Origin of the sequence: Streptomyces sp. NPDC048420, from assembly GCF_040651535.1 — a bacterium.
Taxonomy (GTDB): domain Bacteria; phylum Actinomycetota; class Actinomycetes; order Streptomycetales; family Streptomycetaceae; genus Streptomyces.
The window spans coordinates 249,242-265,107 of sequence record NZ_JBEZKG010000002.1; the positions used below are offsets into that span (position 1 = coordinate 249,242).

Below are 15,866 nucleotides of genomic sequence, written 5' to 3' on the forward strand. Positions count from 1 at the left end.
GCAGTACCTCTGAGGGGAGGCAGGGGCCATGCGAACGATGAGCCGAAGCGGACTGGTGAGCGCGGGCCTGGGACTGGGGGCGGTCGGCGGATTCGTCGGCAGCCTGCTCAGGGAACGGAGCGCTCTGACGGCCGCCCGCGACGCGGCGGGCGAAGGAAGCGAGGATCAGCCTTCATGGGGCGTCGGCTCGTACCGCTCACGCTGGACAACCTTCCGGACCTTCCCCAACGCTGTCGCTCGTGTGTCTTCTGGGAGTTGGACCCAGTCAGTGGAGAAGCCGCGGTAAAGGCAGGGACACCCGCGCTGGAGAAGGAAGCGTGGATCTCCGCCGTGCTGCTGGACTGGGGGTCGTGCGGCCGGGTCGTGTATGTCGACGACGTACCGGTCGGCTTCGTTCTCTACGCCCCTCCCGCATACGTGCCACGCTCGACGGCGTTTCCCACGAGCCCTGTCTCGCCGGATGCCGTCCAGTTGATGACGTCGTTCATCATGCCCGGGTATCAGGGACAGGGACTGGGCCGGGTGATGGTGCAGACGGTCGCCAAGGATCTGCTTCGGCGGGGCTTCAAGGCGATCGAGGCGTTCGGCGATGCCCGCTGGAAGGAGCCGGCCTGTCTACTGCCCGCGGATCATCTCCTCGCGGTGGGCTTCAAGACAGTCAGGCCGCATCCCGCTTACCCCAGGCTGAGGCTGGAGCTGCGCACCACGCTCTCCTGGAAGGAAGACGTGGAGATGGCACTGGACCGCCTTCTCGGGGCGGTACAGAAGGAACCAGCGCTGCGACCCTTGTAACGCAGTGGGGGCCGACCCTGCCGGGTCGGCCCCCACCATGTTTCACGTGAAACATCACTCGGCGATGAAGTCCTCAAGGTCGCGGACGATCGCGGCCTTCGGCTTGGCACCGACGATGGTCTTGGCGACCTCGCCACCCTGGTAGACGTTCAGCGTCGGGATGGACATGACGCCGTACTTGGCGGCCGTACCCGGGTTCTCGTCGATGTTCAGCTTGACGACCTCGATCTTGTCGCCGTACTCGGCGGCGATCGCCTCAAGGGAGGGCGCGATCTGGCGGCAGGGACCGCACCAGGCGGCCCAGAAGTCCACCAGGACGGGCTTGTCGCTCTTCAGGACGTCCTGCTCGAAGGAATCGTCGGTCACATGCTTCAGGGTGCCGGCCACGGCGGGCTCCTTAACTGGTTGGTGCGGTGGGGCGGGATGGGGGTCAGACAGCGGTCTTCTCGGGCTCCGCCTTCTCCTCGTCGGCGAGGGCGGCGAGGAAGCGCTCGGCGTCGAGAGCAGCGGCACAGCCGGTGCCGGCCGCGGTGATCGCCTGGCGGTAGGTGTGGTCGACCACGTCGCCAGCGCCGAAGACACCAGTCAGGTTGGTGCGGGTCGAAGGCGCCTGTACCTTCAGGTAGCCCTCACCGTCCAACTCAAGCTGGCCCTTGAACAGTTCGGTGCGCGGGTCGTGGCCGATCGCGATGAACAGGCCGGTGACCGCCAGGTCCGAGAGCTCGCCGGTCTTGAGGTTGCGCAGCTTCAGGCCCGAGAGCTTCGGGTCGCCCTGGATCTCGGCGACCTCGCTGTCCCACACGAACTTGATCTTCGGGTCGGCGAAGGCACGCTCCTGCATCGCCTTGGAGGCGCGCAGGGTGTCACGGCGGTGGACGATCGTCACGGACTTGGCGAAGCGGGAGAGGAAGGTCGCCTCCTCCATCGCCGTGTCACCGCCGCCGATCACGGCAATGTCCTGGTCCTTGAAGAAGAACCCGTCACAGGTGGCGCACCACGAGACACCGCGTCCGGAGAGGGCGTCCTCGTTCGGGAGGCCGAGCTTGCGGTGCTGCGAACCGGTGGTGACGATCACGGCCTTCGCCTGGTGGACCGTGCCGGAGGTGTCGGTGACGGTCTTGATCTCACCGGTCAGGTCGACGCTGACGATGTCGTCCGGGATGAGCTCAGCACCGAAGCGCTCGGCCTGCGCGCGCATGTTGTCCATGAGCTCGGGGCCCATGATGCCGTCCCGGAAGCCGGGGAAGTTCTCCACCTCCGTGGTGTTCATCAGCGCACCGCCAGCGGTGACGGCGCCCTCGAACACCAGCGGCTTCAGCGACGCGCGCGCGGTGTAGAGCGCCGCCGTGTAGCCGGCGGGCCCGGAGCCGATGATGATCACGTTACGGACGTCGCTCACAGCTTGGTTCCTCGTCTCTGGACTGCGTCGTCGGACCGGTGGAGCCCCTTTCAGAACTCTCACCCCACCCAACGGATCCTAAGGGGCGCGCATTCCCACTGTGTCCGGGCACACGGAGAGGCCACACCCGTACGAAATACCACGGAGGAAGGAGACCAAGCGTGAGCGTTCAGGAGCGCGCGTAGGACTGCTTCAGCAGGATCTTCGCCTTGCCGGTAGGCGCGTCCTTCACGCAGGACGCATCCATGATGTACGCGGTGACGCGGGTGCCGTCCGAGGGGTCGGGCAGAACGACCAGAAGCGCGTCCCTCCCCTTGTAGACGCCGTCATCGGTCGCGAGGGGAGTGCCGGTGCTATCGAGGCCCTTCTGGATGCATGGAGGCACCTCGGGTGTCCGTAGAATCCTGGGGCCCCCGGTGCTGGGAATGCCCAGTGTCCCCATGTCGGTGTGAGGGGCCTTGGACCCGCCGCCCGCACTGTTCTGGGAGAGAAGGTCCGAGACCTCCTTCTCCAAGCTGCCGGAGGAGAAGGTGTCAGCAGAAGTGGTCGCCTGTCCGCGTGCCGTGTCGTTCGACTTACTGTCGTCCAACGCCGAGAGCAGAACGGAGCCGAAGCCCAGGGCGGCGACTGTGAAGACGGCGCCGAGTACGGCGGCCTTGCGACGCCCGCTCCTCTTGCGGTCCTTGCGGCCGGGGCCGGTGGTGGCAGTACGGGCGTGTCCCGTGGGGCGGTCAGTGGGCGATGTTTCACGTGAAACATGCGCGATCTCGACCGGCGCCGAGGAATTCACCGCCTCTGGCGCTGTGGCCTGGAGTAGAGCCTCCGCGGCGAGAGCGGCGTCGATCCGGCCGGCGACGTCGTCAGGCATCCGGGGCGGGCCCGGCAGTGTCCCCAGAAGTCCGCGGATCTCCTCCAGCGACGCGTGGACGTCAGCGCAGAGTTCACACTCGTCCAGGTGCCGACGTACGTCCGCAGTCCTGGAGACGGGGAGGACGCCTTCGGTGAGGTCGGAGATCTCCGCGACATCCGGGTGCCCGGCTGTGTCTGTCGAGGAAGTCACGCTCGCCCACCTCCGCCCTTCACTGCAGCTGAATCGCTTGATCCCGAATCCGGCGGGCCTTCTGACGGAGGTCCCGCTGCGGGTGGGACGGATGTCCCCGGCGTCCGGTTCCGTGCGACGCCCGTTTCTCGACCGTCTCCGGCGTTTTCCGGCCGGAGATGAGTGAGGAGGGGGAGAAGTCTGGCTCTGCCTCGGGCGCAGCGGCTCTTCACCGTCCCAGTCGGCACGTCGAGCACCCGGGCGGCTTCGGCGACCGGATAGCCTTGCATGTCCACCAGGACGAGGGCGGCGCGCTGGTCGGGCGGGAGCGTGCCGAGTGCCTCCAGGAGCTGGCGGTGGAGGTCGTTGCGCTCGGCGGGAGCCGAGGCCTCCTCGTGCGGCTCCAGGAGCTGTTCCAGGCGCTCGGTGTCGTCCACCGGCGAGGTCTTGCGGGAGGCTGCCTTTCTGGCCCGGTCCAGGCAGGCGTTCACCGTGATCCGGTGCAGCCAGGTGGTGACCGCCGACTGACCCCGGAAGGTGTGGGCGGCCCGGTAGGCGGACACCAGAGCGTCCTGGACGGCGTCAGCAGCCTCCTCGCGGTCGCCGAGGGTCCGGAGTGCGACGGCCCAGAGCCGGTCACGATGCCGCCGTACCAGTTCACCGAAGGCGTCGGGGTCGCCCTCTACATGACGGGCCAGGAGGTCCTGATCGCTGGTGTCGCCGTACGCGGTGTCATCTGCCATCGGACCCCCTCCCCTTGTCTTCGGTGATGCCTCAGCCCGTGAACTTCACGTTGGTGATGGCCTGCTTGTAGCCGGGATTGCTGAAGTTCGCGGAGTCCTCACCGGAGTAGGGCATTGCTGTGAGCCACACCAGCACATACCGCGACTTCACAGGCTTGCTGACCTTCACCGTGGCCGTGGTGCCGCTCGTCGTGGCTGAGCCGATCTTGTCCATCGAGTCCAGCGAGGATGGGGTGAGCGAATCGGCCGCGTACAGCTCGGCCGTCGTGTGGTCGCCGCCGTACCGCAGCGACAGCGTCGCGGCCGACACCTCCTGGGCGGAGCCGAGATCGTAGACGATGCCGACGCCGGGCTTGATCACTATCTTCGGACCGTCGGTGTAGCTGTTGGTCCGCCATCCCGTGGTCATGCTGCTGTCGTACGTCAGCTTCACATCACCGGGGTGCTGAGCATCGCCCTCGGCCACGTACTCTTCGGCGTCCTCGATGCTGAGCGTCTTCGTCGGCTTCGGCGCTGTGCTGTTCTTGTCACCGTCGTCGGTCGTCTGGGTCTGGTTCTCGTCAGACTTGCCGCCCCGGTCCATCAACGCGTCCGCCAGCTGCCAACTGCCCAGGCCCAGCGCCGCGATGAGGAGAGCCGAGACGGCCCACTTCAGGGCTCGGCCGGTGGGGCTCTGCAGAGGTGGGGGCGGGGCGGGTACCGGCTGGGTGATGCCGGGGTGCGGTGCTGGGCGGCCGTATGTGCCCTGCTGGTACGTCGTGCGCTGGTACTCGGGCGGTGCGGTGAACGCCGGCTCCGGCGGACGGATGCGGGGCATCTCGCCGATCGCCTTGACCAGTTCCTCGGGCGTGGTGCACGCCGACTCGTGTCGGGAGGCCGTCGCACCGTCGTTGGCGAGTGCGCGCATCGACAGCTCGGACAGTCCGCGGTGGACACCCGCCCGCACCTGATCGGGTGCGATGAGGCCGACGTCCTTGGGCAGACCGGCGAGGCCGTAGGCGTCGCTCTCGTACGGCCAGCGCTGGGTGAGTGCGGCGTACAGGAGAGCGCCGATCGCCTCCGTGTCCGTGCGCTGCGGAGTCTCCGAACTGACGCCTCGCAGCGCGGCGTTCACGGCGAGGCCGCGGATGCGCCACTGACCGCTCGACGTGCGCAGGACCGCGTTCGGGTTCAGCCGCAGGTGTGCGAGGCCCTCGCGGTGGGCCGCGGCCATGGCGGAGGCCACCTGACTGACCATCTGGTAGGCGTCGTAGACCTCCAGGGGGCCTGGGGCGAGGAGCGTGGTCAGCTCGGTCGCGTCGGGCAGCCACTCGTGGACGACGTAGACGAGGTCGTTCTCCTCGACGGCATCCAGGACCTGCACGAAGCGCGGGTCGCCCAGCAGTGCGGAGGAACGGGCCGCGGCCAGCACGGACCGCGCTCGCGCATGGTCCGCGGGCAGGATGTGCACGCCTACGGCGCGACGCAGCTTCTCGTCGACGGCCCGCCAACTGCTGAAGCCGTCCAGACGGGTGACGCACTCCTCTAGACGGTAGCGTCTGGCGAGCTTGTGGCCGCTGTGCAGCTCCGGCGGTGACGCCTTGCCGGGATTCTCGGTCCCGCCACTCCCCTGTGCCTCGACGTCTTCCGTGTCCCGCTCCCGGTTCTTGGCCACGCCGTCGGCCGTGGACTGGTCCGCCTTGGCGGTCAGCGGTTCGTCACCGCTGTTGTCTGCCACGTCGACGGCAGCCGTGCTCCGTTCCGCCACCGTCGTTCCCTGCCTCCCCATTCATTGCGCGCCGTGCGACGCAGAATCCAATTGTGCCCACAGTCCGCCGCTATGCACGACACACGATGGCGGACGATGGTTGTGCGCGTACCCTCGGCTCAGCGCCCCAGACGCCCCCGGACCATGCCGACCAGCGAGTTCAGCTCCTCGATGCGCATCTTGCGAGCGGAGACGAAGAAGATCCCGAGCAGGACCGCACCGCCCGCGATGAGTGCGGCGAGCGAACCGACGACACCCTGACCGAGCGAGTGGCCGATGCCGTAGCAGGCCGCGCCGCTGAGCAACGCCGCCGGGATGGAGGCGATGCAGAGCCGGGCGTAGGTCCGCAGGACGCGGTTGCCGTCCAGGTCACCGCCGAGGCGCCTGCGCAGCCGGTTCCAGGCGACGCCGACGCCGATCGCATAGGCGAGACCGTACGAGGCAGCCATGCCCGCCACGGCCCAGCGCGGAGGCAGCACCACGTAACACAGCGCCGAGGCGCCCGCATTGACCGCTGCCACGATGACGGTGTTGTAGAAGGGGGTACGGGTGTCCTCGTAGGCGTAGAAGGCTCGCAGGACGACGTACTGCACGGAGTAGGGGATCAGGCCGAGGGCGAAGGCCATCAGCATGAAGCCCATGTTCGTGGCCTCGCTGGTGCCCGAGGAACCGAAGATCAGTGTGCACATCGGGATGCCGAGGGCGAGGAAGCCGAAGGCGATCGGCACGATCGCGACGGCCGTGGTGCGCAGGCCCTGTGAGATGTCGTCACGGACTGCGCCACCGTCTCCCTCGGCCGCTGAGCGGGCCAGGCGTGGCAGCAGGGCCGCCATGAGGGAGACGGTGATGATGGCCTGCGGCAGGCCCCAGATCAGCTGGGCGTTGGCGTAGGCGGCGAAGCCGGTGCCGTCCACAGGGGACGCCTTGCCGGACGCGGTGGACAACTGGGTGACGACGAGCGCGCCGGCCTGGTTGGCCAGGACGAACAGGACGGTCCACTTGGCGAGCGTCACGGCCTTGCCGAGGCCGTGCCCCCTCCAGTCGAACCGCAGCCGCATTCGGAAGCCGGTCTCGCGCAGGTACGGGATCATCGCGAGCGCCTGGACCACCAGGCCGAGCAGGACACCGATGCCGAGGAGCCGCTGCCCCTCCGGCGGGATGTTCGTGACCTTCATGCCGGAGTCGGCGGCAGTGCCGTAGACCCACATGAACATGCCGAGCGTCACGATGATGACGATGTTGTTCAGGACCGGCGTCCACATCATCGCGCCGAACTTCCCGCGCGCGTTGAGGATCTGTCCCATCACCACATGGATGCCCATGAAGAAGATGGAGGGCAGGAAGTAGCGGACGAAGGTGATGCCGACCTCGTTGGCCGCCGGGTCGCTGGCCACCGAGTCGGACAGCAGCCGGATCAGGAACGGGGCGCCGAGGACCGCGAGCGCGGTCAGTACGCCGAGCGCCACCATGACCAGGGTCAGCAGACGGTTGGCGTACGCCTCGCCGCCGTCCTCGTCCTCCTTCATGGCGCGCACGAGCTGCGGCACGAAGACGGAGTTGAGGCCGCCGCCGACCGTCAGGATGTAGATCATCGTGGGCAGCTGGTAGGCGACCTGGAAGGTGTCACCGAGCAGGCCGACACCCAGCGCCGACACGATCAGTGCCGAGCGGATGAAGCCGGTGAGGCGGGAGACCATCGTGCCGGCCGCCATCACGGCGCTCGACTTCAGCAGGCCCGCCGCCTTCCCGCCCTTCTTCGCGGGAGCCGTGGGGGTTGCGGAGGACGCAGGAGCCGCCTGAGCCGCAGCCGGCGCGGTACCGAGGTTCATCGTCTCGTCGGCCGAGGGCGCGGGCGCCGCGGGTGCCTGGAACTGTGGTGCGAGCGACGGCCCGCCCGGGGCCCCCGCCGGACTCGGCACCGACGGGGGATCCGTCGGACGGCCGCCGCCCTGCTGCTGGTCGCGGAAGAGGTGCGCGAAGGCGTCCGGCTCGTGGCGCTCCTCACCGGCCTGAGTCACCAGATCGTCGACCCCCACGAACTGGGTGGTACGGGGGTTGTCGCCGTACGGCAGGAACTGCGTCGGCCCCTCGGGCTCGGGCGCCGGGGTCTGCGCCCACACCTGGGGGTCGGGGGCATACGGTGACTGGGGCGGCTGGGAGTAGAGAGGCTGTTGCGGCTGATAGGTGCCGGGCGGCGGCGGAGGGTGCGCGGCACGGTCGTAGAGGGCCTCGGCGACCGGGTCCTGGGCGTAGAGGTCCTGTGCCCGGTAGGGGTCCTGGTCGTAGGCGTCCTGGAGGTACATGTCCGCGGGAGACTGCGGCGGCACCTGGCCGTGCTCGGGCGGCGGGCCCTCGGGGCGACCCGAGCTGCCCGCGCCCTGACCGCGATCACCGTCGTACGGCGCGTTCATGGTTACCCCACCTCATCGTCCCGGGCCCACCGGCCACGACATCCTCAACGGTCCACTCTCTCACCCGTGCCGGACGGGTCGGTGCTTTCCGTTGCGGTGTCCGCTGTCAGGTCACTCGGCTGCTCCGGGGCTCCTGCCCGGGTCCTGGTGGCGGACTCCTCCTTGAGACGGTCCTCGGGGTCCTTCGGGTTCTCCGGGATTTCCACGGCCTCGCCCGCCTCGTCGTCGGGGCCGCTCTGCTCGGCCTCACGGGCCGCGCGCTTGCGCTGGGTGTACATCCGGAATCCTGCCAGCACCAACAGCAGGACACCGCCGCCGATAACCAGCATCACCGTGGCCGTGAACTCGGTGACCTTCACGTCGAACCTGACGGCGTCGCCGTACGGCTGGCCGTCCTCCGTGTACAGCTGGGCGACCACCGAGGCCTGGCCGTTGGCGTTGGCCGTCGTGGTGAACTTCACCGTCTGGCTGTGGCCGCCCGAGACCTCGACCGGCTGCTCGTAGTAGGACGAGCCACCGATCTCGAGGCGGTTCGGGCTCAGCGAGGTCAGTCGCAGCCTCAGGTGTTCCACGCCCTGCACCAGGTTGTTCTGGACCGTCACGGGGATCGTGGCGCTGCGGCCGGAGAGCTTGGTCTCCGACTTGTCGATCAGGCTGACCTGGGAGGTCAGTTCGTCGAGGTAGTCCTCGACATCACTCCGGAAGCCGCTCGCCTCGGTGGCACGGCCCCGCCACGACGTGGACATCTCGCGGTTCATGGCCCGCCCGAAGGGGGTCACGACACGGGACTGGTCGGAGAGGATCACCTTGAAGTTGTCGAGCTTGTCCTGCGTACGCGCGATCTCCTGGAAAGCCGACTTCGGCAGTTCCTGCTTGCGCAGCGAGGCGGGGTAGGCGGACGCCGACGGCACCTTGGTCGTGGCCCTGGGGTCGGGCTTCGCCGCGGCCGCAGCGGTGAGCTTCTGGGTCTGGGACCAGTTCCCGCTCTGCAGCGTGGTGATGGCCTCGGCCATGGCAGCGGCCTGGCTCGCCGTTGGCATGCGCTGCGGGGCGACGACGATGCTGCGCTCCTTGTTCGTCTGCAGGTCGAGAGCGAGGCTCTGGGCGAGGAACCGCTGGACGGCGAGCGTGGTGGTGGAGGCCTTGGTCAGGTCGCCCTGGAAGGCCGTCGAGAGTCGTGCGTCCGCGACCACCGCCGTGGTGCCGCCGCCGATGGGCCGGGCCGCGGAGGGCGCGTACGACAGGCCGCCGGTCTCCTTCAGGCTGTCGCTGCGCGCGATCACCTTGTCGGCGCCCGCGGAGGTGGCGACCTTGATGATCGACGGATCCACGGCACCGTTCACGGGCCAGGCGAAGTCGGTGCTCGGTGTCACGTGAAGCACGGTCTTCACCGTGGTCGCCGCGACGTCGGTGCCCTCGTCGAGATGGCCGAGCGAACCGGTGACGCTCGTGCCGTTGTGGGCCAGGGAGGCGAGGTCGGGGTCGGCGAAGGGCAGTGCCACGACCTCCTGGTCCTCCACCGCCTTCTGCAGCCTCGCCAACCACTGCTTGGCGACAGCCTGGTGAGTGCCCGCGATCGTGGTGTCGCCCTCGCCCTGGACCCGGTAGGTGCGGGTCATCGCGTCGACGGACGCCAGCAGGTCCGGGTCGATCACCCAGGTGACGTCGAGGCTCTCACCCAGCGACAGCATCTGGTCCAGCCGCCCGCCCGCCGAGATCTCCTCGGCCAGGTCGTCGTTGAGGAAGACCGGCGTCTGCTGGGCGTTCGACCCGGTCTCCGCCGTCATGTGGACGGTGGAGACCAGCGGCCACAGGAAGGTCGTCTTTGTCTTCGTGTCCGCCTCGTCGGGCTGCCAGGGCAGGAACGTGCGCTGGATGCCGAGCATCTGGTCCCACGGCTGTGCGGCGGTCTTGCCCGAGAGGGAGACGGCGAACTGGTAGACGCCGGCGTCGCCGAGGTCCAGTTCGTCGACCGGTACAGAGATGGAGAAGGGCTGGGCGACACCTGGGGTCAGCTTCGCGAATTTCTGGACGTACTTGCCGCCGACCTCGGAGCCCGTGGAGCCCTGGAGGGAGTCGCCGCCGTCGGTGGCGGTGTCGATCGACGAGCGGGTGGTCAGCTCGGGGCCCACGCTCAGTCCCACATGGGCGGACGTGACGGCCTGCTTGCCGTTGTTGGTCACCGTCCCGGAGACCGTGACCGTGTCACCGTCCGTAGGCGCGCTGGGGCTGAGTGTGTCGACGGCGACGGATACCGCACCGGAGCTGTCGGCGGCCTGAGCAGGCGTGCCACTCGGAATCTGGCACAGGCCGGCCAGCAGAGGCACCCCTGCCAGCAGGGCCCCGGTGCGCCGCAGCCAGCGGCGGGCAGGAGAGGGACTCGTCCCCTGGAAGTCTGCCGCCTCGGCCACGCGCTCGCCCGTCCCTCGTCGTCAGTGGTCGTCGGAATGTGCGTCCACGCATGGTAACGATGCGCGCTGAGGGGAAGTGCCGCGGACTGCTCCACAAGATCGGCTGACACCGTCGCGCTGTCCCGAATGTGCCCGTATAAAGAGGAACACGCTCGTGAGTCTCCGGAGCAGACCTTGTGCAGGTCTGGATGGCGACTCTGTGCACGTTTAATGGAGGCGCTGAGGGCCGCCCGGGCCACGTACCCTCTTCTGTTGTGCCGAACGCCAACGAAGACAACCTCAGTGCCCCGAGCCAGGTGCAGGACCGCGCGGTGAAGGAACCGTTCCAGGTCGCCCCTGTCGCCGACGAGCTCGCCCGCCGCTTCCAGGAGGCCGGGTTCTCGCTCGCCCTGGTCGGCGGGTCGGTCCGGGACGCACTGCTCGGCCGGCTCGGCAACGACCTGGACTTCACGACCGACGCCCGCCCTCAGGACGTACTGAAGATCGTGCGGCCGTGGGCGGACGCCGTGTGGGAGGTCGGGATCGCCTTCGGCACCGTCGGGGCACAGAAGGACGTCCGCGTCGGAGACGCTGTTAAACGCTTTCAGATCGAGGTGACCACCTACCGGTCCGAGGCGTACGACCGAACCTCGCGCAAGCCCGAGGTGTCGTACGGCGGCTCCATCGAGGAGGATCTCGTCCGGCGCGACTTCACCGTGAACGCGATGGCCGTCGCGCTCCCGGAGAAGAAGTTCATCGACCCGCACGGCGGTCTCGACGACCTTGCGGCGCGTGTGCTGCGGACGCCGGGCACGCCGGAGGCGTCCTTTTCGGACGACCCGCTGCGGATGATGCGGGCAGCGCGCTTCGCGGCGCAGCTCGACTTCGAGGTGGCACCCGAGGTCGTCACCGCGATGGAGGAAATGTCCGGGCGCCTGGAGATCGTCTCCGCCGAGCGGGTGCGCGACGAGCTGAACAAACTCATCCTGTCCGCCCATCCGCGCAAGGGACTGACACTGCTGGTCGACACAGGGCTCGCCGAGCATGTGCTGCCCGAGCTCCCGGCCCTGCGTCTGGAGAGTGACGAGCACCACCGGCACAAGGACGTCTACGAGCACACGCTGATCGTCCTGGAGCAGGCCATCGAGCTGGAGAAGGAAGGGCCCGACCTGGTTCTCCGCCTGGCCGCTCTGCTACACGACATCGGCAAGCCGCGCACCCGCCGCTTCGAGAAGGACGGCCGTGTCTCGTTCCACCACCATGAAGTGGTCGGAGCGAAGATGACCAAGAAGCGGATGACTGCGCTCAAGTACTCCAATGAACTGGTGAAGGACGTCTCCCGGCTCGTCGAACTCCATCTTCGGTTCCACGGGTACGGCACCGGAGAGTGGACGGACTCGGCCGTACGTCGCTATGTGCGGGACGCGGGGCCTCTGCTCGACCGACTCCACAAGCTGACCCGCTCGGACTGCACGACCCGAAACAAGCGAAGGGCGGCCGCTCTGTCGCGCGCGTACGACGGTCTGGAGGATCGGATCTCCCAGCTTCAGGAGCAGGAGGAGCTGGACTCGATCCGGCCGGATCTCGACGGCAACGAGATCATGGAGATCCTTGGCGTAGGGCCCGGTCCTGCCGTGGGGCGTGCGTACAAGCACATGCTGGAGCTTCGTCTGGAGAACGGGCCGATGGGGCGTGACGAGGCGGTGGCCGCGCTCAAGGAGTGGTGGGCCGAGCAGGGCTGAGAGTGTGGAACGGAGTCATGTTTCACGTGAAACATGACTCCTGGTGCGCCGGCCGAGGGGTGGTGTTTCACGTGAAACATCGCCCCTTCATCGTTCCGTGGCTCCCTCTCGTTCCTTCGTCATTGCCACGGCGACTGCCGCGTAGATGACGGCGACAGTGACCACCAGGACCACCGAGCGGCCGTCCGGCGGCAGTAGCAGGGCGGCTACGGCGGCGGCGCCCACGAAAGCGATGTTGAACAGCACGTCGTAGACGGAGAAGATCCGGCCCCGGAACCCGTCTTCGACGGAGGACTGCACGATGGTGTCCGTGGCGATCTTCGCCCCCTGGGTGATCAGACCCAGGACGAACGCCGCGACAAGCATGGGGGCCGTGGTGAAAGAGAGCCCGAGGGCGGGCTCCAGCACGGCAGCTCCTGCCGCACACACGACGATCCAGTTCTTGGGTCCGAGTTTCCCCGCGGCCCAGGGGGTGAGTACGGCGGCGACGAAGAACCCGGCGCCGGAGATTCCCAACGCCAGCCCCAGCAGGGCGAGTCCGTCGTCCGGGTCGGAGGTCAGGGCGTATCGGCAGAGCATCAGGACCAGGACGAGCAGGGCGCCGTAGCAGAACCGCATCAACGACATCGCGCCGAGAGCTCGGGCGGCCGGTCGACGTGCGGGTGCGGCCAGATGCCGTACGCCTGCCACCAGGTCGCGGGCCGTTCCGGCGAGCGCCGCGCCGAGGCGGGGCCGGATCAACTCGCGGTCCGGGCCCAGCAGTTCCGGTGGGATGCGCAGGGCGGCGAGTGCACCGCACAGATACAGTCCCGCTCCCAGGGCCACCACGGCCGCGTCGGAGTCTGCACCCAACAGGCGTACGACGAAAGCGAGTCCGCCGCCTGCGGTCGCGGCGAGCGTTCCGGCCGTCGGGGAAAGGGAGTTGGCGATCACCAGCCGTTCCTCGTCGACGACGCGGGGCAGCGCCGCGGACAGGCCGGACAGGACGAAGCGGTTGACTGCGGTGACGCACAGGGCGGAGATGTAGAAGAGCCAGTCCGGGACGTCACTGAGCATCAGGACGGCTGTCGCCGATGCCAGCAGGGCACGCACGAGGTTGCCGTAGAGGAAGACCTGGCGGCGGCGCCAGCGGTCCAGGAGGACGCCGGCGAAGGGACCCACCAAGGAGTAGGGGAGCAGGAGTACCGCCATCGCCGAGGCGATCGCGGTGGCCGAGGTCTGCTTCTCCGGGGAGAAGACGACGTAGGTGGCGAGCGCGATCTGGTAGACGCCGTCCGCGCCCTGGGAGAGCAGGCGCACGATGAGCAGGCGTCGGAAGTCCCGGAAGCGGAGAAGGACACGCAGATCGCGGACGACGGGCATGGGGCACAGCCTCACATACGGCGAGGGTCCCCGGCCGGTACAACCCGGGGACCCTCTGTAGCCCTGGCAGGAGCGTTTTGAGTGAGCCTTTAGCGCTCGGCTTCACCCTTGATGAACTTCTCGACGTTCTCGCGGGCCTCGTCGTCGAAGTACTGGACCGGCGGGGACTTCATGAAGTAGCTGGAAGCCGAGAGGATCGGGCCGCCGATACCGCGGTCCTTGGCGATCTTCGCGGCGCGCACGGCGTCGATGATGACACCCGCGGAGTTCGGGGAGTCCCAGACCTCGAGCTTGTACTCCAGGCTCAGCGGGACGTCGCCGAAGGCGCGGCCCTCAAGGCGGACGTAGGCCCACTTGCGGTCGTCGAGCCACTGCACGTAGTCCGACGGGCCGATGTGGACGTTCTTCGCGCCGAGGTCCCGGTCGGGGATCTGGGAGGTGACGGCCTGCGTCTTGGAGATTTTCTTGGACTCCAGGCGCTCGCGCTCGAGCATGTTCTTGAAGTCCATGTTGCCGCCGACGTTCAGCTGCATCGTGCGGTCGAGGACAACGCCCCGGTCCTCGAACAGCTTCGCCATGACGCGGTGCGTGATGGTGGCGCCGACCTGCGACTTGATGTCGTCGCCGACGATCGGGACGCCCGCCTCGGTGAACTTGTCCGCCCACTCCTTGGTGCCGGCGATGAAGACCGGGAGGGCGTTGACGAAGGCGACCTTGGCGTCGATGGCGCACTGGGCGTAGAACTTCGCCGCGTCCTCGGAGCCGACGGGCAGGTAGCAGACGAGGACGTCGACCTGCTTGTCCTTGAGGACCTGGACGACGTCGACCGGGGTCTCGGCGGACTCCTCGATGGTCTCGCGGTAGTACTTGCCGAGGCCGTCGAGGGTGTGGCCGCGCTGGACGGTCACGCCGGTGTTCGGCACGTCGCAGATCTTGATGGTGTTGTTCTCGGAGGCGCCGATGGCGTCGGCGAGGTCGAGACCGACCTTCTTCGCGTCGACGTCGAACGCCGCGACGAACTCGACGTCACGAACGTGGTAGTCACCGAACTGGACATGCATCAGTCCGGGGACCTTCGACGCCGGGTCGGCGTCCTTGTAGTACTCGACTCCCTGAACCAGCGACGCGGCGCAGTTGCCCACGCCGACGACGGCTACGCGAACCGAACCCATTCCGGTTGCTCCCTGTGTGTACGAGTGAGGCCCTGGCAGGGACCTCACGTGGCGGTGTCGCCGGGCGTATCCGGACCGGGGGTGTCCCCGGGCCGGGGCAGGACGCCCGGCGCTCCCTCTGTGGTGTCGCGAGCGGCTTCACCTTGGGCGGGACCCTTCAGGTCCCGTCCGGCCCGCTCGCTCTCGATGAGCTCGTTCAGCCAGCGCACTTCGCGCTCCACGGACTCCATCCCATGGCGCTGGAGCTCAAGCGTGTAGTCGTCGAGGCGCTCCCGGGTGCGTGCCAGCGAGGCACTCATCTTCTCCAGGCGCTCCTCCAGCCGGCTGCGGCGGCCTTCGAGGACTCGCATGCGGACGTCGCGTGAGGTCTGCCCGAAGAAGGCGAAACGAGCGGCGAAGTGCTCGTCCTCATACGCGTCGGGACCCGTCTGCGAGAGCAGCTCCTCGAAGTGCTCCTTACCTTCCGCCGTCAACCGATAGACGATCTTGGCGCGACGCCCTGCGAGTGGTGCGGCGAGGGCGTCCTCGGTGGTGTGCCCCGGTTCCTCGATCAACCAGCCGTTGGCGACCAGCGTCTTGAGGCAGGGGTAGAGCGTGCCGTAACTGAAGGCACGGAACACACCGAGTGACGTATTGAGACGTTTGCGCAGCTCGTAGCCGTGCATCGGGGACTCACGGAGCAGGCCGAGTACGGCGAATTCGAGGATCCCGGAACGCCGGCTCATCGTCGCCTCCTCGTCCCTGTCTCGCACCGATGTATCGACTCGATACATCAAGACGATAGAACGCCCTTCCGGAAGCGACAAGTGGGGGGACGGTGAACGGGATCACATCAATGATTCATGGCATCCGAGTTGCCTGATTTGGGGTGAACTCCGGGGCTCGGCGGGTTTTGGCGGTGCGTAGTCTGTGCGGCATGCACACCACCGGGAACCGAGTGACGCCTGGGGGTCGTTGCTGTCCCGGGTGCGGTACGGATGAATGCGGAACCGACCGCATCCGTACTTCGGGGGGACCGGAAACCAGCCGCCGTTTCCAGGCGCGCAAGGGTGCGCCTGCCCGAGGAGTA

General features: G+C 68.0%; 12 protein-coding genes. 2 read left to right on the forward strand and 10 right to left on the reverse strand.

Translation table 11 applies throughout. The annotated features are described in order from the left end of the window. The first annotated feature begins 174 nt into the window (after positions 1-174). Complete coding sequence (locus AB0D34_RS03870) at positions 175-792, forward strand: GNAT family N-acetyltransferase (protein ID WP_362655985.1); 618 nt, start codon at positions 175-177, stop codon at positions 790-792. A 54-nt stretch (positions 793-846) separates the two neighbouring features. On the opposite strand, the gene trxA is transcribed toward AB0D34_RS03870, so the two are convergent. From trxA to AB0D34_RS03905, 7 genes are all read right to left on the reverse strand, one after another. Continuing rightward, the gene (gene trxA / locus AB0D34_RS03875) at positions 847-1,179 is read right to left on the reverse strand and encodes a thioredoxin (RefSeq protein WP_143641354.1); all 333 of its coding nucleotides are present in this window, start codon (positions 1,177-1,179) and stop codon (positions 847-849) included. 43 nt (positions 1,180-1,222) lie between these two features. Next, complete coding sequence (gene trxB / locus AB0D34_RS03880; protein WP_362655988.1) at positions 1,223-2,191, reverse strand: thioredoxin-disulfide reductase; 969 nt, start codon at positions 2,189-2,191, stop codon at positions 1,223-1,225. Positions 2,192-2,360: 169 nt separating this feature from the next. Further along, positions 2,361-3,251: a hypothetical protein gene (locus AB0D34_RS03885; RefSeq protein WP_362655991.1), complete on the reverse strand. Its 891-nt coding sequence runs from the start codon at positions 3,249-3,251 to the stop codon at positions 2,361-2,363. Then, positions 3,248-3,973: an RNA polymerase sigma factor SigM gene (sigM, locus tag AB0D34_RS03890; RefSeq protein WP_362655994.1), complete on the reverse strand. Its 726-nt coding sequence runs from the start codon at positions 3,971-3,973 to the stop codon at positions 3,248-3,250. The genes AB0D34_RS03885 and sigM overlap by 4 nt, the downstream gene beginning before the upstream one ends. Before the next feature lie 31 nt (positions 3,974-4,004). Then, the gene (locus AB0D34_RS03895; protein WP_362655997.1) at positions 4,005-5,720 is read right to left on the reverse strand and encodes a protein kinase family protein; all 1,716 of its coding nucleotides are present in this window, start codon (positions 5,718-5,720) and stop codon (positions 4,005-4,007) included. Positions 5,721-5,839: 119 nt separating this feature from the next. Then, entirely contained in the window at positions 5,840-8,131 is a 2,292-nt protein-coding gene (gene murJ, locus AB0D34_RS03900; RefSeq protein WP_362656000.1) for a murein biosynthesis integral membrane protein MurJ, read from the reverse strand. Positions 8,132-8,175: 44 nt separating this feature from the next. Further along, positions 8,176-10,542, reverse strand: a complete 2,367-nt coding sequence (locus tag AB0D34_RS03905; RefSeq protein WP_362656003.1) for a DUF6049 family protein — start codon at positions 10,540-10,542, stop codon at positions 8,176-8,178. A 254-nt stretch (positions 10,543-10,796) separates the two neighbouring features. Between AB0D34_RS03905 and AB0D34_RS03910 the strand changes: the two genes are divergently transcribed. After that, entirely contained in the window at positions 10,797-12,263 is a 1,467-nt protein-coding gene (locus AB0D34_RS03910) for a CCA tRNA nucleotidyltransferase (RefSeq protein ID WP_362656005.1), read from the forward strand. Positions 12,264-12,350: 87 nt separating this feature from the next. On the opposite strand, the gene AB0D34_RS03915 is transcribed toward AB0D34_RS03910, so the two are convergent. The 3 genes from AB0D34_RS03915 to AB0D34_RS03925 all read right to left on the reverse strand — a co-directional run bounded on the left by AB0D34_RS03915 (position 12,351) and on the right by AB0D34_RS03925 (position 15,522). Next, on the reverse strand, positions 12,351-13,625 hold the full coding sequence (locus AB0D34_RS03915; protein WP_362656007.1) for an MFS transporter: 1,275 nt from the start codon (positions 13,623-13,625) through the stop codon (positions 12,351-12,353). Positions 13,626-13,714: 89 nt separating this feature from the next. Continuing rightward, positions 13,715-14,797, reverse strand: coding sequence for an inositol-3-phosphate synthase (locus AB0D34_RS03920; RefSeq protein ID WP_362656010.1), 1,083 nt, complete (start codon positions 14,795-14,797; stop codon positions 13,715-13,717). Positions 14,798-14,841: 44 nt separating this feature from the next. Beyond that, complete coding sequence (locus AB0D34_RS03925; RefSeq protein WP_362656013.1) at positions 14,842-15,522, reverse strand: PadR family transcriptional regulator; 681 nt, start codon at positions 15,520-15,522, stop codon at positions 14,842-14,844. Positions 15,523-15,866: the final 344 nt, after the last annotated feature.